This is a genomic window from Streptomyces sp. NPDC028289, from assembly GCF_055565975.1.
The window spans coordinates 381,984-398,037 of record NZ_JBVHTI010000003.1 but is presented as its reverse complement, the minus strand read 5'-3'; the positions used below and the strand labels follow the sequence as shown (position 1 = coordinate 398,037).

The following is a 16,054-nucleotide window of genomic DNA, read 5'->3' as shown; positions in this document are numbered from 1 at the left end:
CCCCGGCGTTCACGCCGGGTGGGGGTGCTTCCCGCCTGCGGCACAGAATCGCATCCTGCGATGGTGGCGCGGACCGTCGCCGCATCCGCCTGCCAGGCGCGGAGCGCCGCTGTGGCCTACCGACAGAGCCGGGTGGACGCGAACATGTGTATCCATGTTCGCCAATTGGAGTGACCGTGACGAAGTGGGGGCAGGTGTGCTGATCTCGTACGTATGGTCGTCCAGTAGGAACGGGCGACCGGAACGTGGGCGGGGGTGGTGGTGTGGCGGCAGCTGCTGGAACCGACGGAGTGGGGCATGCCCGGTACACGTTCCGGCTGCGCGTGTCGTCCACTGCCCGCACTTCGCTGATGGCGGAATGGGATCGGTGCCGGTGGGTGTGGAACGAGTGCGTGGCCAAGTCCCAGACCGTGCACCTGCGCAACAAGGCCACCGGTGGGAAGCAGACGTGCGGCCCGGCACAGCTCGACAAGATGTTGACTGGGGCGCGCAGGACGAGCCCGTGGCTGCGGGACGGCAGCTCGGTGCCGCAACAGCAGACCATCCGGGACTTCGGCAGGTCCCGCGCCAGGGCACAGCAGGACATCAAGAATCGGCTGCCTCCGGCACGCCGAGCCGGGATGCCAAAGTGTAAGAAGAAACGCGAGGCGCTGCCCACTCTCAACTACACCCGGCGCGGTTTTCGGCTGACCGATGGAGTACTCCACCTGGCGGGCGGGATCGTCCTGAACGTGGTGTGGTCGCGCAAGCTGCGTGCCGCCCCGTCCAGCGTGCGCGTCTACCAGGACGTCATCGGCCACTGGTACGCCTGCTTCGTCGTGCCCGCCGCCGTCGAGCCGCTGCCGGAGACCGGTGCGGTGATCGGTGTGGACTGGGGTGTGAAGGAGACAGCGACCACCACATCCGAAGCCCACGACCTCCCGCACGCCCAGCACGGCAGGAGGGCCGCAGCGAAACTGATCCGGTACGACCGCATGATGGCCCGCCGCAAGCCGAAGAAAGGGCAGGCCGGATCGAAGGGTTACCGCGAGGCGAAGCGGCTGCGCGCCAAGGCGCACCAGAAAGTCGCACGACAACGACAGGACACCGGCCGCAAGTGGGCCAAGAAGATCGTCACCGACCATGACGTACTGGCCGTCGAAAATTTCAAACCCAAGTTCCTCGCCAGGACTTCGATGGCCAGCAAGGCAGCCGACGCCGCCATCGGCGCCACCAAACAGGCCCTGATCGAGATGGGCCGCAAGCACGGACGCACCGTGCACCTGGTCCACCCTGCGCACACCACGATGGACTGCGCGCACTGCGGAGCGAGAGCCAAGCACGCACTGCCGCTGGGGATGCGCACCTACACCTGCACACACTGCGGAATCTCCTCCCCCAGAGACAAGGACTCCGCCCGCGTGATGCTCGTCCGGGCTGGTCTCAACCCGGCTGGCGCCGAGGGCGTAAGACCGTCCGGGGCGCTGCCCCGGACGGCTTCCTGAGCCAGGAATCCCCTCCCTTCAAGGAGGGGAGGATTCAATTGGGCTCGAAGGACGCCGCCAGCGTCTTCCAGGTGTCCTCGCGCAGCTCACTGCTCCAGTCGTCGGCCTTCGCGGTGTACATCAGCGCGTACCCCTGCTTGGAGCTGACGACGAACCCCCGGTCGATCGTGCGGTACTTGGTGCCGCCGTCGACGTAGGTGAACTCCCAGTCGGCCGTGTTCCAGCCGCGGTAGCTCACCTCGGCTATGCGGATCTTCTGGTACTGGGAGCGCACCATGTAACGCTCCTGGTTCTCCCAGTCCGCCACCGGGTCGTCCTTGGGCGTGCTCGTCCAGGCGATCAGCAGCTTCTGCCCGTCGGGCCCGGTGAACCGGTCTCCGGCGGAACTGCTGGTCTGGAACTTCCAGCCCTTGGGCAGCCCGATCGAGTACCCCTGGTCGCCCTTGTACGTCCGCACCACCGGCGCACTGCCACTGTCGCTGTTGCTCGCGCTGCCACTGGAGTTCGACGCCGAGGACGTGTCGTCGCCGGAGCCGGCCGAGTCGTCGCTCCCGGAGGGGTCGGCCGCCGAGGCGTCCCCGTCCGTCCGCGTGCCGCCGCTCGTGTCCTGCTTGGTGGAGTCCCCGGAACCGGACTTCGAACCGGAACCGGAACCGGACCCGGTGCTCGCGCTCGCCCCCGCGGACGCCACCGCCTTGGAACCGCCGCTCTTGCCGCTCCCCTTGCTGTCCCCGTCGTCACCGTTCAACGTGATGGCGAGCACGGTACCGAGCACCGCGAGCACCACCACCACGGCGATGATCACCAGGGTGCGCTTCGGCACCACGTCGGTGAGCGGTGCCTTGGGCACGGGCCTGGGCGCCACATCCAGATCCGGCGGCGTCATCACGGGCCACCCCGAACTCGCCTTGCCCGCTGCCGGCTTGCTCCCCGCCGCAGCGGTGGCGGCGCCGGACCCGCCGGCGGCGGCCGGACGCGCACCCCCGACCGGCCCCGAGGGCGAACCGGTCACGACCGGGGCGGCGGGTGCCGCGGACGCGCCCGCCTCGGCGCCCGCGCCGGTGCTCTTCGTGCGGGTCGCGGCCGCGGCACCCGCCGCACCCGCGGCCTTCCGTACCGACCGCAGCGCCCCGCGCAGCTTCTCCCCGGCCTCCTCGCCCCGCTTGGCCCCGGTGCCCTTCTCCTCCTGCGGCGCCTCGGGCTGCGGAGGCAGCGGTACGACCCGGGTGGCGTCCGCGGGCACTTCCGCCGGCGCGTTGATGACCGCGTCGAGCATCGCCCGCGCGCCCGCGTCGTCCAGCCGCTTGGCCGGATCCTTGGTGAGCAGCCCGTAGATGACGTCCTTCAGCGGTCCTGCGTTCTTCGGCTCCTCAAGCTGCTCGGTCATCACCGCCGTCAGGGTGGCGATCGCCGACCCCTTGTCGTACGGCGGCGCGCCCTCGACCGCCGCGTACAGCAGGCCGCCGAGCGACCACAGGTCGGCCGCCGGGCCGGGCTTGTGACCACGGGCCCGCTCCGGGGAGATGTAGGAGGGAGCGCCGACGAGCATGCCGGTGGAGGTGATGGACGGGTCGCCCTCGACCTGGGCGATACCGAAGTCGGTGAGCACGACCCGGCCGTCGCTCTCGGAGATCAGCACGTTGGACGGCTTCACGTCCCGGTGCAGGATGCCCTCGCGGTGCGCCGACCGCAGCACGTCCAGGATCGCCAGCCCGACCTCGGCCGCCCGCTTCGGCTCCAGCAGGCCGTCCTCCCGGATGACCTCGGCCAGCGACTTGCCCTCGACCAGCTCCATCACGATCCAGGGCCGGTCGTCCTCGTCGACCACGTCGAAGACCGTCACCGCGCTGTTGTTGCGGATCCGGGCGATCGCCTTGGCCTCGCGCAGGGTGCGCGTGATCAGGCGCCGCTTCTCCTCCTCGTCGATGTTCGACGGGAACCGCAGCTCCTTGACGGCCACCGTCCGGCCGAGGGTCTCGTCCTCGGCCCGCCACACCGTGCCCATGCCGCCGCGGCCGAGCACTCCTCCCAGCCGGTACCGCCCGGCGAGAAGACGCTCCTTGTTGTCCTGACGAGTCTCCTGACGAGAAGTCCCCGCCCGCTCCGCCTCCGACATGCGTCCCCTCATGCAACCCGCCCTGACAGAGCCTCCATTGTCCCTCACCCGACAAGTGCCCGACGCCCAGGGGCCCCCTGACCGCGTATCGGGGCCGGCCTGTCGGAACCCCCGGTGACGAGGGCGTCACGCGGGCGGGATGATGGGTCCCGAGAAGGGAGGAACCCGGATGCCGTCGCTTCGGACACTGGTGACCATACCGGCCTCTCTTGCCCTGATGTTCGCCCCTCTGATGGGCGGTTCCGCGTCCTCGGCGGAGGCCAGGGACCCTCTCCTGTCACAGTTCGTCACCAAAGGCAGGGCACCCGCCGCGGCTCTCCTGGTCCACGACGGCGACGACGTCCGCTATGCGTCCGCCGGTCCGGGTATCGCCCGTGCCGACCGCTTCCGCGCCGGCAGCATCACGAAGACCTTCATCGCCACCGTCGTCCTGCAACTGGCCGCGGAACACCGGCTCTCCCTGTCCGACACCGTGGAGCGGTATCTGCCGGGACTGCTGCGCGGACGCGGTGTCGACGGGCGGAGGATCACCCTGCGAGCCCTGCTCAGCCACACCAGCGGACTCCCCGACTTCACGACGGTCACCCGGGGGGCCGTCCCCCTGACCCCGCTTCAGGCCGTACGCGTCTCACTCGCCCTCCCTTCGACCCGGCCGGGTCACTACGCCTACTCCAGCACCGACTACGTCGTGCTCGGCATGGTCATCCGTCAGGTCACCGGCCACTCCTACGCCACCGAGGTCCGGCGCCGCATCATCACCCCCCTCCGTCTCACGGGCACGTCCTTCCCCGGCGCCCGCACCACCCTGCCCTCCCCGCACGGCCGCGCCTACGCGACCGACGGCTCCGACGTCACCGAGCTCGACCCGCGCGTGGCCGGCGCGGCGGGTGAACTGGTGACCACGCTCGACGACCTGGACCGCTTCTACGCGGCGCTGCTGGACGGCGAGCTGCTGCCCCCGCGCCGGCTGCGCGAGATGCTGGACACCCGTGCCGCACATGGCGCGTACGGCCTGGGGATCTTTCCTGTGAAGCTGCCGTGCGGGACCACGGTGTGGGGGCACAACGGCCGGATCGCGGGCAGCTATGTGCGGAGCGCTGCCTCGATCGGCGGCCGGCATGTCCTCACGTTCCGCGTGAACACGACGGCGATCGCAGACCCGGCCCTCGAACCCGCACTGCTCGCTGCCGAGTTCTGCCCTCGCGATGGGTAGAACGGTTGGGGTTCGGAGGGAGATCCCGACGCGGGGTCGCTCGATCAGGTGATGTCGGACGGTCGGCTGGCGCGGCCGCTCCGGTACCACCGGAAACCCCCGTCGTGACTCGACGCCATCGCGACGGGGAAGAACTCTCCGGCGGTCGACCGACAAACACCGAACCCCACCGACTCACGCAAGCCCCACCCGGCCCCACGCCCCACGCCCCACCCCCGGCAGGGAATCACCGCGGCACGATCTCCGGGGCTCCCAGCCTTGCCGCGTCCGCTGTCTGGTCGTCCGGCTGGAGTTGGGATTCGCGTTCCGCCTCCACGCGCTTCTCGTAGTGCTCGACCTCGCGCTCGATCTGGTCCTTGTCCCAGCCGAGGACGGGGGCCATCAGTTCGGCGGCCTCACGGGCGCTGCGGGTGCCGCGGTCGAAGGTCTCGATGGAGATGCGGGTGCGGCGGGTCAGGACGTCGTCGAGGTGGCGGGCGCCCTCGTGGGAAGCGGCGTAGACGACCTCGGCGCGCAGGTAGTCGTCGGCGGCCGACAGCGGCTCGGCCAGGCCGGGGTCGGCGGCGATGAGGTCCAGGACCTCCTCCGCCGCCGAGCCGTAGCGGTTGAGGAGATGCTCGACCCGGACCACGTGCAGGCCGGTGCGGGCGGCGATCCTGGCCCGGGCGTTCCACATCGCCCGGTACCCCTCCGCACCGAGCAGCGGGATGTCCTCGGTGACGCACTCCGCGACCCGCATGTCGAGCCCGTGCACCGCCTCGTCGACGGCGTCCTTGGCCATCACCCGGTACGTCGTGTACTTGCCGCCCGCGACGACCACGAGCCCCGGCACCGGATGCGCGACCGTGTGCTCGCGCGACAGCTTGCTGGTGGCGTCGGACTCGCCGGCCAGCAGCGGACGCAGACCGGCGTAGACGCCCTGGACGTCGTCGCGCGACAACGGCACCGCGAGCACCGAGTTGACGTGGTTGAGGAGGTAGTCGATGTCGGCGCTGGAGGCGGCCGGGTGGGCCTTGTCCAGGTCCCAGTCGGTGTCGGTGGTGCCGATGATCCAGTGCCGGCCCCAGGGGATGACGAACAGGACCGACTTCTCGGTGCGCAGGATGAGGCCGGTCGTGGAGTGGATGCGGTCCCTGGGGACGACCAGGTGGATGCCCTTGGAGGCACGCACGTGGAACTGGCCGCGCTCGCCGACCAGCGCCTGCGTGTCGTCGGTCCACACCCCGGTCGCGTTGACGACCTGCTGGGCGCGGATCTCGTACTCCCCGCCGCCCTCCACGTCCTGCACCCGGGCCCCGACGACCCGTTCGCCCTCGCGCAGGAAACCGGTCACGCGCGCGCGGTTGGCCGCCTTCGCGCCGTACGACACCGCCGTGCGCACCAGGGTCGTCACATAGCGGGCGTCGTCCATCTGGGCGTCGTAGTACTGGAGGGCGCCGACCAGGGCGTCCTTGCGCAGCGCGGGCGCGACGCGCAGGGCGTGACGGCGGCTCAGGTGGCGGTGGGCCGGCAGGCCCCGGCCGTGGCCGCGGGCCATCGACATCGCGTCGTAGAGCGCGACGCCCGAGCCGGCGTACAGGCGCTCCCAGCCCTGGTGCTGGAGCGGGTAGAGGAAGGGCACCGGCTTGACCAGGTGCGGGGCGAGGCGCTCCAGGAGCAGGCCGCGCTCCTTGAGGGCCTCCCGGACCAGGGCGAAGTCGAGCATCTCCAGGTAGCGCAGGCCGCCGTGGATCAGCTTGCTGGACCTGCTGGAGGTGCCGGAGGCCCAGTCGCGGGCTTCGACGATGCCGGTGTTCAGGCCTCGGGTGACCGCGTCCAGCGCGGTGCCCGCGCCGACCACTCCACCGCCCACCACCAGCACGTCCAGCTCGCGCTCTGCCATGGCCGCCAGGGACGCCGCTCGCTGCTCCGGCCCCAGTGTCGCTGTCCTCACCGCTGCCTCCCGCTCTGCCGCCATGCGGCCGTCGCTCACCGTGGGCCACCGCTCGCCGGCGGCCGTCGCTCACCGTGGGCCACCGCTCGCCGGCGGCCGTCGACCGCCGTGGGTCGTCGGGCGCCCCCGGCGATCAACCGCCATCGGTTACTGGTACCCGTCGGTCTTGGGTCGATGTCGGTCACTGGTCGTCGTCGGCCGTCGATCGCGTCGTCGACTGCGCCGCAGATCGCGTCGTCGATCGCGTCGTCCGGCGTCGAACGCGTCGTAGGTCGTCGGTCGCGTCGTCGGTCATCGGTCGCGTCGGCCGCGCCCCCGGCGGGCGTGGCCCCTGCCCAAATTCTGACCGGCTTGCCCGGCTTCAGCCACCACTCACCCCCAGCCTGTGGACAACGGTCACCGAACCCACGGAAGACACATGAACACAATCCCGCATAACGGTCATATTTACTCCTAGTCTGACCGTGCGCCTCGCTCATCCTGTCCACCGGGCTTGCGCACCTGTCCCGCTTCGGTTACTGGGAAGGACGGCCCACCACCATGCCCGCAGACCTCGCCGTCATCGGACTCGGCCCTTACGGCCTGCCCCTCGCCCAGGCCGCCGTGGCCGCCGGCGTCTCCACGATCGGCTACGCCACGGGCCCCGAGGCGGGCTCGCTGAGCCCCGCCGAGCTGCGCCGGATGCTCGCGAAGGGCTTCCGGGTGGCCGAGGACCCGGCACAGCTGGGGCGGGTGCGCACCGCCGTGATCTGCGCGCCGACCCCGCGCGGCGCCGACGGCGGGCTCGACCTGAGCCAGGTGGAGGCCGCCGCGCGCACCCTGGCCGAGCGGCTGCGTCCGCACACGACGGTGATCCTGGAGTCCCCGGTCCGTCCGGGAACGACCGAGGACTTCCTGCGGCCCCTGCTGGAGGAGGCTTCGGGCCTGCGCGCGGGCCGCGACTTCCACCTCGCCTATTCGCCCAGCCGGGTGAATCCCGGCAACCGCGACTTCACGCCGGCCACCACCCCGAAGGTCATCGGCGGCCTCACGCCCGCGTGCACGGAGTCGGCCGCCACGTTCTACGGCCGGCTCACCGACAAGGTGGTACGCGCGCGTGGCCCGCGCGAGGCCGAGACCGTGCAGCTCCTGGAGACCAACTTCCGGCACGTCAACATCGCCCTCGTCAACGAGATGGCCGTCCTCTGCCACGACCTGGGCGTCGACCTGTGGGACGTCATCCGCTGCGCGGAGACCAAGCCGTTCGGCTTCCAGGCCTTCCGCCCCGGCCCCGGTGTCGGCGGCCACGGCGTCGCCCAGGACCTGTCCGGCCGCGCGGGCCGCGGCCTGCGCATGGTGGAACTGGCCCAGCAGGTCAACAGCCGGATGCCGGGGTACGTCGTGCAGCGCGCCGCCGCCCTCCTCAACGAGCACGGCAAGTCCGCGCGCGGCGCGCGCGTGCTGCTGCTCGGCGTCACCTACAAGGCCGACCTCGCCGACCAGCAGAGCAGCCCCGCCCAGGAGATCGCGATCCGCTTCATGGAGCTGGGCGCCTCGGTCAGCTACCACGACCCGCACGTCGCCTCCTGGAGCGTCCTGGACCGCCCGGTGCCGCGCGCGGACTCCCTCTACGAGGCCGCCGCCGACGCCGATCTGACGATCCTGGTCCAGCAGCACCGCACGTACGACCTGCAGGGCCTGTCGGTGAAGGCCCAGTTGCTGCTGGACACGCGCGGGGCGACCCCGACGGGGGCGGCGCACCGGCTCTGAGCGGGCCCGGTGCTCGCAGAAGTCGGCGCAACCGCACGCCCCTCCCCCGCACAACGCGCCCCCACCAGCGCACTCGGGCATACGAAAGGGCCGGTCACCCGCCCGGGGTGACCGGCCCTCCGTCCGTCGTGCGGCGGCTACCGCTTGTGCTGCGAGTCCGCGACGGTCACCTCGACGCGCTGGAACTCCTTCAGCTCGCTGTAGCCGGTGGTGGCCATGGCGCGGCGCAGGGCGCCGAAGAGGTTCATCGAGCCGTCGGGGGTGTGGGACGGGCCGGTGAGGATCTCCTCGAGGGTGCCGACCGTGCCGAGGTCGACCTTCTTGCCGCGCGGGAGCTCCTCGTTGACGGCCTCCATGCCCCAGTGGTGGCCCTTGCCGGGACCGTCGGTCGCGCGGGCCAGCGGGGAGCCCATCATCACCGAGTCGGCGCCGCAGGCGATCGCCTTGGGGAGGTCGCCGGACCAGCCGACACCGCCGTCGGCGATGACGTGGACGTAGCGGCCGCCGGACTCGTCCATGTAGTCGCGGCGGGCGGCGGCCACGTCCGCGACCGCGGTGGCCATGGGGACCTGGATGCCGAGCACGTTGCGCGTGGTGTGGGCCGCGCCGCCGCCGAAGCCGACGAGCACGCCCGCCGCGCCCGTGCGCATCAGGTGCAGGGCCGCCGTGTACGTGGCGCAGCCGCCGACGATCACCGGGACGTCCAGCTCGTAGATGAACTGCTTCAGGTTCAGCGGCTCGTGCGAGGACGAGACGTGCTCCGCGGAGACCGTCGTACCGCGGATGACGAAGATGTCGACGCCCGCGTCCACGACCGCCTTGGAGAACTGGGCGGTGCGCTGCGGGGAGAGCGCGGCCGCCGTGACCACGCCGGAGTCGCGCACCTCCTTGATGCGCGCGCCGATCAGCTCCTCCTTGATGGGGGCGGAGTAGATCTCCTGGAGGCGGCGGGTGGCGGTGTCGGCGTCCAGCCCGATGATCTCGTCGAGCAGCGGCTGCGGGTCCTCGTGCCGCGTCCAGAGGCCTTCGAGGTTCAGGACGCCGAGGCCGCCGAGCTCTCCGATGCGGATCGCGGTGGCCGGGGAGACGACCGAGTCCATGGGGGCGGCCAGGAACGGCAGCTCGAAGCGATAGGCGTCGATCTGCCAGGCGATCGAGACCTCCTTCGGGTCCCGCGTACGGCGGCTGGGGACGACGGCGATGTCGTCGAAGGCGTACGCCCGGCGGCCGCGCTTGCCGCGCCCGATCTCGATCTCAGTCACGTCTGTGGCCTTTCCGTTGTTCAGATCCTCAAGGATCCCAGCAATCCCGGCATTTCTGACGGGATGGTCCGTGACGGTTGTCACCACAGCGTAGGCGCTGTGGTGCCCTGTCGACGGTCTCCCGTTTCCTGCCTGCTCAGTGCAGGGTTTTCGCCGCCTGCCCGCCCCGGTCCGGCCTTACAGCCTGATCGGGTGGCGCGGGTCTTACGGTCGGCTCCACGGGGCTTCGAGGCAACCGTAGTCGCCCCCAGGTCTCCGGCCACTCCGGTACCTGTCACTGCTTCTGCCAGGGCTGCCAGGTTGTGCCCCGCATTGGCGTCCCGATCCGCGACAAAGCCGCAAGTCTCGCATGCGAAGACCCTGACACCGAGGGGCAGCTTGGCTTTCACCACACCACAGTGCGAGCATCGCTTCGACGACGGGTACCAGCGGTCGGCGAGCACAAGGCGACAGCCGTTTCTCCTGGTCTTGTACATGAGCTGCCGGCGAATCTCACCGAATCCGGCATCTGCCACCTTGCGGGCCAGTCGCCGGTTCCCGAGCATCCCCGCAACATTCAGATCCTCTACGACCACCGTGCCGAACTCGGCCGCTACCGCCGTCGTGAGTTTATGGATCGCGTCATCACGCAAATTGGCAGCGCGGTGATGGACCTTGTTCCGCTCGGCGTTCGCCTTGTCCCATCGCTTCGAGGGCCGCCGTCCCGTCCGACCATCCGGCCCCTGCCGACGGGATACGCGACGGTCATGGCGCCGGAGAAGCCTTTGCGCACGATCGAGGAATTTCGGGTTCTCGATGTACCGGACGGCGCCCGTGCTGTCGGCCAGGACCGCGAGAGTCTTCACTCCGAGGTCGATCCCCACCGCAACGCGCGGGCGGGAGACCGGGACCAGCTCACGCTTCACCTCGACTTGAAAGGCCACGAACCAGCGACCCCTCTCATACCGAACAGTGGCCGCCAGAATCCGCGCCGCGCCGGCAGCCAGGCTCCGTTGAAGGACGTCCGCGCGTTCGTGGATCCGGATCGTGCCGATCCTCGGCGGCGTGACATGCCTGCCGTCGGCCTCGACACGGATCGCCCCTGTGGTGAAGCGGCAGGCCGGACGCGCGTTCCTCTTCGACTTGGGCCGGGGCCACCCCACAATGCGCCCCTTACGCAGACCGTTCTGCGATCGCACGTGGTTGTCGAATGCCGCAGAAGCGTTCGCCAGACCTGTGTTGTAGGCCTCCTTGGAGTTCTGCTCCCACCATGAGGCGAACCGCGGGTCAGTGCGTTTGGTCCTGTTGAAGGCACGTCGCAAGGCCGGCAACGACCATGAACGCCATTCCGTGAGTCGATCCTCAGGAACCCCGTACGTCTTCTCAGCCATGCGCTGCCGCCACGCGGCCAGCACATGTGCCACTGCCCAGTTGTAGGCCGCCCGGGCAGCGCCGCAATGGGAGCCGAGCGCGCGCTCTTGGCCCGCATTGGGATCGAGCGCGAACCGGTACGCCTGGACGACAAAACCGGCTCTCGGCTTGAACATCTTCACCTCACCGTGTCCTTGTTATTCACAGTGACTGTGAATAACGTAGCACTCCTATCGTGGTGACTGTGAACTTCGATGGTTTTCTCACCACCGAGCAGGCAGCCGAGCGGCTTGGCATCAAAACCGAGTCGATCTACACGTTCGCCCGCCGCCTCGACGGCTTCCCTCAGCCGACCAGGATCGGCCGCACGCTCTTGTGGCAGGCAACGGAACTCGACTCGTGGCGGGCCGCTCATCCCGCCCGTCAGCGTGGGTCCACCTAAGGGCTGTCCCGTAATCCCCGGCGGGCGCACGACGACAGCTACGGCACCTCGCAGCGTTGTCGGGCTCGCCCGAATACGCCCAGTATGAGGACGACCCTCCGCCTTGCGATGCACCGCATCTGACGCCGCGCGCTGATCCACCAGGGATTACGGGACAGCCCTTAGCGCCGCATCAGGCAACGTTCGCTTGGCTGGCGTGTCGAGCACGATCGCGATCGCCTTCAAGCCCTCATGCCGGGCTGGTGCCTTGCTCCCGCAGGGCCGCTTCCAGCCGGCTGATGTCCTCGGTGTCCTTCATGCGGCGGGGCCGTCCCGGAACCCAGACGGGCATCATCTGCTTGATCTCGATCTGGGCGCGGGGACTGATGATCCGGCACCGCAGTGCCCCGATGCGGCCGGCAGAAGCATCGAGCATGCCCTCCGGCCACGCTTCTCCGGCCCAGGGGCCGCCAGCGACCACAACGCGCCCGAAGAGGTCCGCGGCCAAAAGAGCGAAGCTGCTCTCCACGCCCTGCTTGCGGAAATCGAGCTGCTGGTCGGCAGGCGGCCCGGACAGAGGTTCATAGCCGGAACGCAGCAGACCAGCAGTCAGAGCAGAGGCGTCCTTCGCCCAGGCGAACCAGTCGATGTCCACATGGTCACGCGTGACCTCGCCGATGAAGAAGTCCATGGCCCAACCCCCGCGGAGCCACACCTCCGCACCGAGGACTTTCGCGATCTCCACCGTCTCGTCGATCAGCCGGAGCTGCCGAGCACTCCGTTCCCTGTCCACAGCCGTGCAGGCTACGCGACAATTCCACCCGCAGCAGCCCCGATTCCCAGCTCCGAGAGCGGGCGATGTTGCCTGTTGCGGCAATGGACGACGCGGACGGATACGCCCTTGCCGACGGGTACGGCAAGGGCGGCCCCGGTACGCCCGGGACCGCCCTGGAAAGGCCCTGAAGAGGCTCGGGCGACTACTTGCGGCTGTAGTTCGGCGCCTCGACCGTCATCTGGATGTCGTGCGGGTGGCTCTCCTTGAGGCCCGCGGCGGTGATCCGCACGAAGCGGCCCTTGGACTCCATCTCGTCGACGGTGGCCGCGCCCACGTAGCCCATGGTCTGGCGCAGGCCGCCGACCAGCTGGTGCAGCACGTTGGCCAGCGGGCCGCGGTAGGGCACCTGACCCTCGACGCCCTCGGGGACGAGCTTGTCGTCGGAGGAGACCTCGGCCTGGAAGTAGCGGTCCTTCGAGTACGACCGGCCCTGGCCGCGCGACTGCATGGCGCCCAGCGAGCCCATGCCGCGGTACGACTTGAACTGCTTGCCGTTGATGAAGAGCAGCTCGCCCGGGGACTCCTCACAGCCCGCGAGGAGGGAGCCCAGCATCACCGTGTCGGCGCCGGCCGCCAGCGCCTTGCCGATGTCGCCGGAGTACTGCAGGCCGCCGTCGCCGATCAGCGGGATGCCGGCCGGGCGGGCGGCGAGGGAGGCCTCGTAGATGGCGGTGACCTGCGGGACGCCGATGCCGGCGACCACCCGGGTGGTGCAGATCGAGCCGGGGCCCACGCCGACCTTGATGCCGTCGACACCGGCGTCGATCAGCGCCTGCGCGCCGTCGCGGGTGGCGACGTTGCCGCCGATCACGTCGACGTCCACGCTCGACTTGATCTTCGCCATCCAGCTGAGGGCGTTGCTGTTGTGGCCGTGCGAGGTGTCGACGACCAGGAAGTCCACGCCGGCCTCGGCGAGCGCCTGGGCCCGCTCCAGGGCCTCGGGGCTGGCGCCGACGGCGGCGCCGACGAGCAGGCGGCCCTCGGAGTCCTTGGCGGCGTTCGGGTACTTCTCGGCCTTGACGAAGTCCTTGACCGTGATCAGGCCCTTGAGGACGCCCTGGTCGTCGACGAGCGGCAGCTTCTCGATCTTGTGCTTGCGCAGCAGCTGCATGGCCTCGGTGCCGGAGATGCCGACCTTGCCGGTGACCAGGGGCATCGGCGTCATGACCTCGTGGACACGGCGGGAGCGGTCGCTCTCGAAGGCCATGTCGCGGTTGGTGACGATGCCGAGCAGCTTCCGGTCGGGGTCGGTGACCGGGACACCGCTGATCCGGAACTTCGCGCACAGTGCGTCGGCCTCGGCGAGGGTCGCGTCCGGGTGCACCGTGATCGGGTCGGTGACCATGCCGGACTCGGACCGCTTGACCAGGTCGACCTGGTTGACCTGGTCCTCGACGGAGAGGTTGCGGTGCAGCACGCCGACACCGCCGAGGCGGGCCATCGCGATCGCCATGCGGGACTCGGTCACCTTGTCCATCGCCGCGGACAGCAGCGGGATGTTGACCCGGACGTTGCGAGAGATGCGGGACGAGGTGTCGACCGCGTTCGGGAGGACCTCGGAGGCTCCCGGCAGCAGCAGCACGTCGTCGTAGGTCAGCCCGAGGGTGGCGAATTTGTCGGGCACTCCGTCGACGTTGGTGGTCATGACACCTTCCCCAAATGGCCTTGATCGGTGCGGATGTCCATGCTAACGGGAAGCACGGCTCCCAAATTCCACGGTACGACTCAGCTTCGGGCTTCGTATGTTCGTACGGGAACGAGGGCGCGCCTGTTCATCGGGGAGGAGGTGGACCCGTCGGCTCCAGGGAGCGGGGCCCGTAGGCCGCAGGGCGGGGCCCGGTCGCCTACTGCTCCGCCAGCGCCCGCAACCGGCTCAGGGCCCGGTGCTGGGCGACGCGCACCGCGCCCGGTGACATTCCCAACATCTGGCCGGTCTCCTCGGCCGTGAGCCCCACGGCGATGCGGAGCAGCAGCAGCTCGCGCTGGTTCTCCGGGAGGTTGGCCAGGAGTTTCTTGGCCCACTCGGCGTCGCTGCTGAGCAGCGCGCGCTCCTCGGGGCCGAGGGAGTCGTCGGGCCGTTCCGGCATCTCGTCCGAGGGGACGGCCGTGGAGCCCGGGTGGCGCATGGCGGCGCGCTGCAGGTCGGCGACCTTGTGGGAGGCGATCGCGAAGACGAAGGCCTCGAAGGGGCGGCCGGTGTCGCGGTAGCGGGGCAGGGCCAGCAGGACCGCCACGCAGACTTCCTGGGCGAGGTCCTCGACGAAGTGGCGGGCGTCGCCCGGGAGGCGGGACAGGCGGGTACGGCAGTAGCGCAGCGCGAGGGGGTGGACATGGGCGAGCAGGTCGTGCGTGGCCTGCTCGTCCCCGTCTACGGCGCGATGGACGAGAGCGCCGATCGTCCCTACGGCGGTGACCGCCTCGTCGTCGCGCATCGGTCCATGGTGCCCTGCTGCCGTCGGCGGCGTGGCATCGCGTCCTTCGTTGTGCACCGAAGCGTTATGAGCAGGTGCGCCGGAACTCATCTCCTGCGCCCTCCCCTTCCGCTCGAACGACTCGTCCCCGAGAGACTCCACACCTCAAGGATGCGGCATCCGCGCCGAAACGAGCAGCGCGCCTCCGGCGCTCCGTCTTGTGGACCCCGCCCGCCCTGGGGTAGGCGGGGGCGTCCGGTCGGTCCGCTTCTCCGCTGCGGTGCAGCTCACCGCCGTGTCAGCGAACCAGTCCCCAGCGGAAGCCGAGGGCCACCGCGTGGGCGCGGTCGGACGCTCCGAGCTTCTTGAACAGCCGGCGGGCGTGGGTCTTCACCGTGTCCTCGGAGAGGAACAGCTCGCGGCCGATCTCGGCGTTGGAACGGCCGTGGCTCATGCCCTCCAGGACCTGGATCTCGCGCGCGGTGAGGGTGGGCGCGGCGCCCATCTCGGCCGAGCGGAGGCGGCGCGGGGCCAGCCGCCAGGTCGGGTCGGCGAGGGCCTGGGTCACGGTTGCCCGCAGTTCGGCGCGCGAGGCGTCCTTGTGCAGGTACCCGCGGGCGCCGGCGGCGACGGCCAGGGCCACGCCGTCCAGGTCCTCGGCGACCGTGAGCATGATGATGCGCGCGCCGGGGTCGGCGGACAGCAGCCGGCGCACGGTCTCGACGCCGCCCAGTCCGGGCATGCGCACGTCCATCAGGATCAGGTCGGATCGGTCGGCGCCCCAGCGGCGGAGGACTTCCTCGCCGTTGGCCGCCGTCGTCACACGCTCGACGCCGGGCACGGTCGCCACCGCGCGGCGCAGCGCCTCTCGGGCAAGCGGGGAGTCGTCGCAGACGAGGACGGATGTCATGACCGCCCTCCGCAGCTGATGCGCGTCACCTTGAGCCTCCAGGCTGGTACGGAATCGTCACCTGTGCGGTCGAACGTCTCGGACGCCTGCCCGAGCGCTTGTTGCTTCAACCGCCACCGCACTCTCAACGACGGTCACTCGAAAGAGTTACGGGGCTGCATGCCGTCTTCGGCACTCTACGTGAGGGTGCGGACACGGTGCAGACATGGACGTCAGACCCTCAACTTTTCATCACAACCAATGCCCCATTTAGACCTTTTTCTTCCCGTTTCACGGTGTCTGGGGCTAGATTGCCAATGAGTCATATTTTCATCTCTCTAGACCGGAGATATACGGTTATTGGCACCGTATCCGCCCAGAACGGCTACAA

12 protein-coding genes are annotated in these 16,054 nt (G+C 69.9%); 4 read left to right on the top strand and 8 right to left on the bottom strand.

Going from position 1 to position 16,054, the window contains the following annotated elements; genetic code table 11:
* Positions 1-263: 263 nt before the first annotated feature.
* The gene (locus ACZ4UV_RS16025) at positions 264-1,484 is read left to right on the top strand and encodes an RNA-guided endonuclease InsQ/TnpB family protein (protein WP_467838435.1); all 1,221 of its coding nucleotides are present in this window, start codon (positions 264-266) and stop codon (positions 1,482-1,484) included.
* 34 nt (positions 1,485-1,518) lie between these two features.
* On the opposite strand, the gene ACZ4UV_RS16020 is transcribed toward ACZ4UV_RS16025, so the two are convergent.
* A complete protein-coding gene (locus tag ACZ4UV_RS16020; RefSeq protein WP_451019492.1) occupies positions 1,519-3,600 on the bottom strand; it encodes a serine/threonine-protein kinase in 2,082 nt (693 codons plus the stop codon).
* A 169-nt stretch (positions 3,601-3,769) separates the two neighbouring features.
* Here ACZ4UV_RS16020 and ACZ4UV_RS16015 point away from each other — a divergent pair, with 169 nt between their 5' ends.
* Complete coding sequence (locus ACZ4UV_RS16015; RefSeq protein ID WP_467838433.1) at positions 3,770-4,813, top strand: serine hydrolase domain-containing protein; 1,044 nt, start codon at positions 3,770-3,772, stop codon at positions 4,811-4,813.
* 226 nt (positions 4,814-5,039) lie between these two features.
* Here ACZ4UV_RS16015 and ACZ4UV_RS16010 read toward each other — a convergent pair whose 3' ends face one another.
* Positions 5,040-6,746, bottom strand: a complete 1,707-nt coding sequence (locus tag ACZ4UV_RS16010; protein WP_451019490.1) for a glycerol-3-phosphate dehydrogenase/oxidase — start codon at positions 6,744-6,746, stop codon at positions 5,040-5,042.
* A gap of 540 nt (positions 6,747-7,286) precedes the next feature.
* On the opposite strand from ACZ4UV_RS16010, the gene ACZ4UV_RS16005 reads away from it, so the two are divergent.
* A complete protein-coding gene (locus ACZ4UV_RS16005) occupies positions 7,287-8,495 on the top strand; it encodes a nucleotide sugar dehydrogenase (protein ID WP_451019489.1) in 1,209 nt (402 codons plus the stop codon).
* A gap of 137 nt (positions 8,496-8,632) precedes the next feature.
* Here ACZ4UV_RS16005 and ACZ4UV_RS16000 read toward each other — a convergent pair whose 3' ends face one another.
* Positions 8,633-9,757 (bottom strand): GuaB3 family IMP dehydrogenase-related protein, encoded by a 1,125-nt coding sequence (locus ACZ4UV_RS16000; protein ID WP_132893015.1) that lies wholly within the window; start codon positions 9,755-9,757, stop codon positions 8,633-8,635.
* A gap of 80 nt (positions 9,758-9,837) precedes the next feature.
* Positions 9,838-11,283, bottom strand: a complete 1,446-nt coding sequence (tnpB, locus tag ACZ4UV_RS15995) for an IS607 family element RNA-guided endonuclease TnpB (protein ID WP_467839375.1) — start codon at positions 11,281-11,283, stop codon at positions 9,838-9,840.
* 59 nt (positions 11,284-11,342) lie between these two features.
* Between tnpB and ACZ4UV_RS15990 the strand changes: the two genes are divergently transcribed.
* Positions 11,343-11,549 carry a helix-turn-helix transcriptional regulator gene (locus ACZ4UV_RS15990; protein ID WP_451023151.1) on the top strand — a complete coding sequence of 69 codons (207 nt, stop codon included), beginning with the start codon at positions 11,343-11,345 and terminating at the stop codon, positions 11,547-11,549.
* A gap of 229 nt (positions 11,550-11,778) precedes the next feature.
* Here the strand turns inward: ACZ4UV_RS15990 and ACZ4UV_RS15985 are convergent, their stop codons facing one another.
* From ACZ4UV_RS15985 to ACZ4UV_RS15970, 4 genes are all read right to left on the bottom strand, one after another.
* A complete protein-coding gene (locus ACZ4UV_RS15985; RefSeq protein ID WP_451023048.1) occupies positions 11,779-12,321 on the bottom strand; it encodes a nucleotidyltransferase domain-containing protein in 543 nt (180 codons plus the stop codon).
* Positions 12,322-12,505: 184 nt separating this feature from the next.
* Positions 12,506-14,008 (bottom strand): IMP dehydrogenase, encoded by a 1,503-nt coding sequence (guaB, locus tag ACZ4UV_RS15980; RefSeq protein WP_451023049.1) that lies wholly within the window; start codon positions 14,006-14,008, stop codon positions 12,506-12,508.
* 199 nt (positions 14,009-14,207) lie between these two features.
* On the bottom strand, positions 14,208-14,795 hold the full coding sequence (locus ACZ4UV_RS15975; protein ID WP_089099378.1) for a sigma-70 family RNA polymerase sigma factor: 588 nt from the start codon (positions 14,793-14,795) through the stop codon (positions 14,208-14,210).
* Between the two features lie 277 nt (positions 14,796-15,072).
* Positions 15,073-15,684 (bottom strand): response regulator transcription factor, encoded by a 612-nt coding sequence (locus ACZ4UV_RS15970; protein ID WP_003948568.1) that lies wholly within the window; start codon positions 15,682-15,684, stop codon positions 15,073-15,075.
* Positions 15,685-16,054 lie beyond the last annotated feature (370 nt).

What these genes read in the sequence shown, in the direction of transcription:
- ACZ4UV_RS16015 (WP_467838433.1), top strand. Translation starts at nt 3,770, where the DNA reads ATGCCGTCGCTTCGGACACTGGTGACCATACCGGCCTCTCTTGCCCTG.
- ACZ4UV_RS15975 (WP_089099378.1), bottom strand. Translation starts at nt 14,795, where the DNA reads ATGCGCGACGACGAGGCGGTCACCGCCGTAGGGACGATCGGCGCTCTC.
- ACZ4UV_RS16005 (WP_451019489.1), top strand. Translation starts at nt 7,287, where the DNA reads ATGCCCGCAGACCTCGCCGTCATCGGACTCGGCCCTTACGGCCTGCCC.
- tnpB (WP_467839375.1), bottom strand. Translation starts at nt 11,283, where the DNA reads ATGTTCAAGCCGAGAGCCGGTTTTGTCGTCCAGGCGTACCGGTTCGCG.
- ACZ4UV_RS15970 (WP_003948568.1), bottom strand. Translation starts at nt 15,684, where the DNA reads ATGACATCCGTCCTCGTCTGCGACGACTCCCCGCTTGCCCGAGAGGCG.
- guaB (WP_451023049.1), bottom strand. Translation starts at nt 14,008, where the DNA reads ATGACCACCAACGTCGACGGAGTGCCCGACAAATTCGCCACCCTCGGG.
- ACZ4UV_RS16020 (WP_451019492.1), bottom strand. Translation starts at nt 3,600, where the DNA reads ATGTCGGAGGCGGAGCGGGCGGGGACTTCTCGTCAGGAGACTCGTCAG.